This window comes from Streptomyces sp. UW30 (genome assembly GCF_008042075.1).
Classification (GTDB): domain Bacteria; phylum Actinomycetota; class Actinomycetes; order Streptomycetales; family Streptomycetaceae; genus Streptomyces.
Genome location: NZ_RDBN01000037.1, coordinates 2252879 through 2258266, shown reverse-complemented (window position 1 = coordinate 2258266; position 5388 = coordinate 2252879). Strand labels below are relative to the sequence as shown.

4 protein-coding genes and 1 pseudogene are annotated in these 5388 nt (G+C 73.4%); 4 read left to right on the top strand and 1 reads right to left on the bottom strand.

Annotation, left to right across the window (positions count from 1 at the left end; translation table 11 throughout):
- From EAO75_RS29045 to EAO75_RS29035, 3 genes are all read left to right on the top strand, one after another.
- On the top strand, positions 1–1969 hold a 1969-nt coding region (locus tag EAO75_RS29045), incomplete at its 5' end, for an ATP-binding cassette domain-containing protein (protein WP_261989441.1).
- Positions 1970–1979: 10 nt separating this feature from the next.
- The gene (locus EAO75_RS29040; RefSeq protein ID WP_147997938.1) at positions 1980–2474 is read left to right on the top strand and encodes a hypothetical protein; all 495 of its coding nucleotides are present in this window, start codon (positions 1980–1982) and stop codon (positions 2472–2474) included.
- Positions 2464–3543: a serine/threonine-protein kinase gene (locus EAO75_RS29035; RefSeq protein ID WP_147997937.1), complete on the top strand. Its 1080-nt coding sequence runs from the start codon at positions 2464–2466 to the stop codon at positions 3541–3543. Before EAO75_RS29040 ends, EAO75_RS29035 begins: the two co-directional genes overlap by 11 nt.
- A gap of 63 nt (positions 3544–3606) precedes the next feature.
- Here EAO75_RS29035 and EAO75_RS29030 read toward each other — a convergent pair whose 3' ends face one another.
- The gene (locus tag EAO75_RS29030) at positions 3607–4893 is read right to left on the bottom strand and encodes a streptophobe family protein (protein WP_147997936.1); all 1287 of its coding nucleotides are present in this window, start codon (positions 4891–4893) and stop codon (positions 3607–3609) included.
- Between the two features lie 149 nt (positions 4894–5042).
- On the opposite strand from EAO75_RS29030, the pseudogene EAO75_RS29025 reads away from it, so the two are divergent.
- A pseudogene (locus EAO75_RS29025) lies at positions 5043–5388 on the top strand (hypothetical protein); the annotation flags it as partial.

Genomic DNA, 5388 nt, shown 5'->3' with positions numbered 1-5388 from the left:
CACCCGCACCGTCCGCATCGGCCGAGCCGCCGACAACGACCTGGTCATCGACGACCTCGTCGTCTCCCGCCACCACGCCGAGCTGCGAGCCCTGCCCGACGGCACCTACGAGATCGCCGACCTGGGCAGCCACAACGGCACCTACCTCAACGGCGGCCCGGTCACCGGCGCCCCGATCGCCCCCGGCGACATCGTCGGCATCGGCCACTCGGCGTTCTGCCTGGTCGGGGACCAGCTCCAGGAGTACGTCGACACCGGCGAGATCTCCCTGGAGGTGCAGGACCTCGCGGTCACCGTCGACCGCGGCCGCAAGACCCTGCTCGACCACGTCTCCTTCCCGGTGGGGGAGAAGTGCCTGCTCGCCGTCGTCGGTCCGAGCGGCGCAGGCAAGTCCACGCTCCTGGGCGCCCTCACCGGACAGCGCCCCGCCGACCACGGCACCGTGCTCTACGACGGCCGCGACCTCTACCGCGACTACGCCGAGCTGCGTCAGCGCATCGGCCTGGTCCCGCAGGACGACATCCTGCACGCCCAACTCACCGTCCGCAGCGCCCTGTCCTACGCCGCCGAGCTGCGCTTCCCCCAGGACACCGCCAAGGCCGAACGCCGGGCCCGGGTCGACGAGGTCATCCACGAGCTGGGTCTGGAGCAGCGCGCCGGGCAGCCCGTGCACAGCCTGTCGGGCGGACAGCGCAAGCGCGTCAGCGTCGCCCTGGAGCTGCTGACCAAGCCCTCGCTGCTGTTCCTCGACGAGCCGACCTCCGGGCTCGACCCCGGCATGGACCGCTCGGTGATGCACATGCTGCGGGGCCTCGCCGACGACGGGCGCACGGTCATCGTCGTCACCCACAGCGTGCTCAGCCTCGACGTCTGCGACCGCCTCCTCGTCCTCGCGCCCGGCGGACGCATCGCCTACTACGGACCGCCCGAGGAGGCACTGCCCTACTTCGGCTTCGAGCACTGGCCGGAGGCCTTCGAGGCGTTCGAGCACGACCAGGACCGGGACTGGGCGGGCGACTACCGGACCTCGCTCTTCCAGCAGCAGTACATCGCCGACGCGACCGCACAGCCCCGGCAGTCCCGCACCGACCCGGTCGTCGTCAGCCGGCCGCCCCGGCCGCGCGGTCGCTCCGCCCAGCTCGGCACCCTGATCCGCCGCTACGCCACCGCACTCGGCGCCGACCGCACCTTCCTGGCCATCATGATCGCCCTGCCGTTCGTCATGGGTGCGATGGCCCGCGCCCTGGCGGGCAGCAGGCTGACCCAGGAGACGGCGATGAACGCGCTGCTGATCCTGTGTGTCGGCGGCGTCCTGACCGGCGCGGCGAACGCGGTGCGCGAACTCGTCAAGGAGCGCGTCATCTACCGGCGCGAGCGCGCGGTCGGCCTGTCCAGATCGGCGTACCTGATGTCCAAGGTGGTGGTCCTGGGCACGATCACCGTGCTCCAGGCCGTCGTACTGACCCTGGTCGCCCTGCTCGGCGTCGATCTCAACGCCCCCGGCGGCGAAGGCGTGTTGATGCCGCCCCTGGTCGAAATCACCGTCGCCGTCGCACTGCTGGCCTTCACCGCGATGATGCTCGGCCTCGTCGTCTCCGCGCTGGTGCGCAAGGAGGAGGTGACGATGCCGCTGCTCGTGCTGCTCGCCATCGTCCAGGTCGTCTTCTGCGGCGCCCTGCTCAAGCTGCACGGCGTCCCCGGCCTGGAGCAGCTGTCCTGGCTGGTGCCCTCGCGATGGGCGCTCGGCGCGATGGCCGGCACCGTCGGGCTGGCCCGGATCGTGCCCGGCGACCTGACCGGCGATCCGCTGTTCAGGCACTCGGCCGGGGTGTGGCTGTTCAACGTGGCCATGCTGGTCGTGCTCTGCGTCGTCTTCGGCTTCGTCGTCTCCCGGCCATCGCGCCGAGCGCCCATCGCGAGGGCACCAGCCAGGACAGCTGCTCCAGGCCGGGGACGCCGTGCAGCTTGAGCGTCACGGCATGCCCGCCTGGGAGGCACCCGACCCCGCCCGGCCCACCGTGCCCCTCGACGCCTACCTGCCGGTCCAGCTCGTCGAGCGGCGCGGCGACTGGGGGCACATCCTGTGCGCCAACGGCTGGTCGGCCTGGGTCGACGGCCGGTTCCTGGTCGCCGTACCCCAGGACCCGCCCACCGCCGACGGCCCGCTCGCCCGTACCGCCGACCCGCGCCCGCTGCTCGCCCGGGCCGAGCGGGCACTGTCCGGTTACCGGTCCGCGGTGGAGGACCTGGCGGCCGGTGGCCTGGACGGTGAGTCCTTCCGCGGCCGCACGCGCGGCGTACGGGTCGGGGTCGTCGTCGACGGGGAGTCCGTGTGGCTGTACGACACCGAGCACGGGCGATGGGTGTACGCGGACGGCACGCGGCTGAGCACCTACGCGACGGACGACGCGCCCCGTGCCGAAGCGGAACCCGGCCAGGCCTCGACCCAGGTCGTGACGCCCGATGGCCCGTGACACGAGCCTGTTCTCCGGCCGCCCCTCCGAGCTGATCGGCCGCCAGGTCGCCGGCTACCGCATCGAGCGCGAGATCGGCCGGGGCGGCATGGCCGTGGTCTACCGCGCACGGGACCTGCGCCTGGAACGCACCGTCGCGCTGAAGCTCCTCGCCCCCGAACTCGCCCGCAACGACACCTTCCGCCGCCGCTTCACCCATGAGTCCCGGGCCGCCGCCGCGATCGACCACCCGCACATCGTGCCCGTCTTCGAGGCGGGCGAGACGGACGGCGTCCTGTACATCGCCATGCGCTACGTCGCCGGCAGCGACCTGCGCCATCTCCTGGACCGCCAGGGCCCGTTGCCGCCCGGGACGGCCCTGCGCATCGCCGCCCAGGTCGCCTCCGCCCTCGACGCCGCGCACGAGCACAGCCTCGTCCACCGGGACGTGAAGCCCGGCAACATCCTCGTCGCACGGGGCACCGACAGTGACCACCCCGAGCATGTCTACCTCACCGACTTCGGCCTGACCAAGAAGTCGCTGTCCCTGACCGGCTTCACCACCGTCGGCCAGTTCGTCGGCACGCTCGACTACGTGGCCCCCGAGCAGATCTCCGGCAAGCCGGTCGACGCGCGCTGCGACGTGTACGGCCTCGCCTGCGTGGTCTACGAATGCCTGGCGGGCCGTCCGCCGTTTCGCCGCGACAACGACATGGCCCTGCTGTGGGCCCACCAGTACGACGAGCCACCGCCCCTGACCGAGGCCCGCCCCGACCTCGCCCCGCCCGTCGACGCCGTCTTCGGTACGGCGCTGGCCAAGAGCCCGGACGACCGTCAGGACTCGTGCCTCGCCTTTGTCGCGGACCTGCGCGCGGCTGTGGCCGGTGGCACCGGGGCGGGGCACGCGCCGACGGAGGTGGACCTCAGGGTCGTGGGAGTGGGAGAGAAGCCGGCGGACGCGGGACGGTCGAATGGGCCGGGGACCCCGGGACCGTCGAGGGGGGTCGCCGTCGCGGGGCCGGCGAAGGAGTCGGCGAGGTACGAGCCGAAGCCGCCGCCTCGCTGGGCGGAGCCGGTCTTCCGGCACTGAACGCCGAGCCGGGCCCGAAGCCGAGATCGCCGGCCGGCCGACACGCGGGGGACGGCGGCCCGTTCAGCCTTCGTCCCCCGCCGGGACCCCGCCCCTGTGCCGGACCCGCTGCGCCAGCAGCCCGCCGAGGAACCCGGCCACCAGCCCCCACAGCAGCGCCAGTCCGAGGGCCGTCCACACCTCGGGCCGCAGGAACAGCTCGCCGGCCAGGTCCCCGCCCAGGTCGCCGATGCCGAGCACCGACAGGCCGTAGTGCGCGGAGATCCGGCCGACGAGGCAGATCATCAGCACCGTGAGGGCCAGCGCGACCGCCATGTGCACGGAGTGCTGCCAGGCCCGCATCCGGGCCGGTGAACGCCGTGCCATCACGAATGCGGCCGCCAGCAACAGCACCGCGTCCACGGCGACCAGCCACCACACCCGCCCGTCGTGCTCGGCCAGCGTGCCCAGGTTCAGCTCGGCGACCTCCTTGCCGCGCAGCACCTCGTCCAGCACATGCGGCATGGGCAGCCCGAACGGCCCGTCCACCCGGCCGTTCCAGGTCGCGCCGAGCCCGATCGTCAGGGCGAGCCACACCAGGTTCGGCATCCCGAGCAGGATCACCGCGAACGTCTCGGCCGCGTGCCCGCGCGTCGCCGCGACGACCAGGCCGATCACCACACCCAGCCCGACGTACGCGAGCAACAGCAGCACCATGGCGTACGCGGCCGGCCGCACCGACTCCTGGAAGCGCAGCAGCCGCCCCGGCAGCGGGGCGCCGCGCGAGACCAACAGGGCCAGTACCAGCACGCCGGCCAGCCAGAGCAGCCCGAAGAACACGGTCGCCGGGACGTCGGTGGTGAAGCCGACCTCGGGCGAGATGCCGAACAGGTCACCGAGGTCGCCGAGCTCCTCCTGCCCGAGGTCGCTCAGCGAGAGGGAGAAGGTCTGCCGGGCGGAGAAGGCCAGCGCCAGCAGCGCGGCCAGCCACAGTACGGCGATCCGCACGGCCCATCCCGCCAGCTCCCCGGCGCCCGCGACCGCCCGGTGCCGCAGCGGCCACAGGAAACCGGCGGCGAGCACGGACGCGCCGGTGAGCGTGACGGACAACGGGATCACGGTCAGACCGGCATCGGACTCGGCCAGCCCGCCGGCGTTCCCCGACAGCTCGACCGTGCCGCCGACCGCCGTGACCATCGTCGCCGCGACGACCCGCGGGAAGGCGTTGTCGGGGAGTTCTCCGGCTCCGGCCGCCCACAGCCCCAGCGCCGCGACCACCCCCATCGCGAGCAGCCCGGCCAGCACGACGGCGAGAGCCTGCACCCAGCCATGGGCGGCCACGGCCGGACGGGAGGGGGTCGCCGCACTCACCCTGCCCACGCTAAGCAGCGCCCGTTCGGTGCGCCCGCCGGGAGGGCCGTACGCGTCGGCTTGCGGGTGGCGCGGGATCGGCCCACAGAATGGGAGCGTTGCGAAATGCCGTAGAAGGTGGCAAATACGGCGAACTGGAAGAAGGCTTCGTGAGCGTCGAACCTCCGTCGTCCGACCGGCCCACAGGACCGCCGTCGGGTCCCCTGTCCGGCCCCTCCCAGCCGCCGTCCGGTCCGCCCTCGCAGCCCCCGTCCGGCCGCGGAGCGCCCACGCCGGGCGGCGGCCCCGAACCCCACCGCCCGTGGTGGCGGTCGGCGCCCCGCATCGCGGCGCTCACCGCCGTGGTCGTGGCCGCGGTCATCGTCGCCGTCGTCCTCTCCCGCGGCGGCGGCTCGGACGGCGGCACCGGACAGAGCGGAGAAGTCTTCCTGCAGGCCGCGGACAAGGCGGGCCCCGACCCCTTCACCGAGTCCACCGCGACGGACAGTTCAGCCC

Bases quoted from the DNA above. Each gene is read 5' to 3' on its own strand.
- EAO75_RS29040 (WP_147997938.1), top strand. From the start codon at position 1,980: ATGCCCGCCTGGGAGGCACCCGACCCCGCCCGGCCCACCGTGCCCCTC.
- EAO75_RS29035 (WP_147997937.1), top strand. From the start codon at position 2,464: ATGGCCCGTGACACGAGCCTGTTCTCCGGCCGCCCCTCCGAGCTGATC.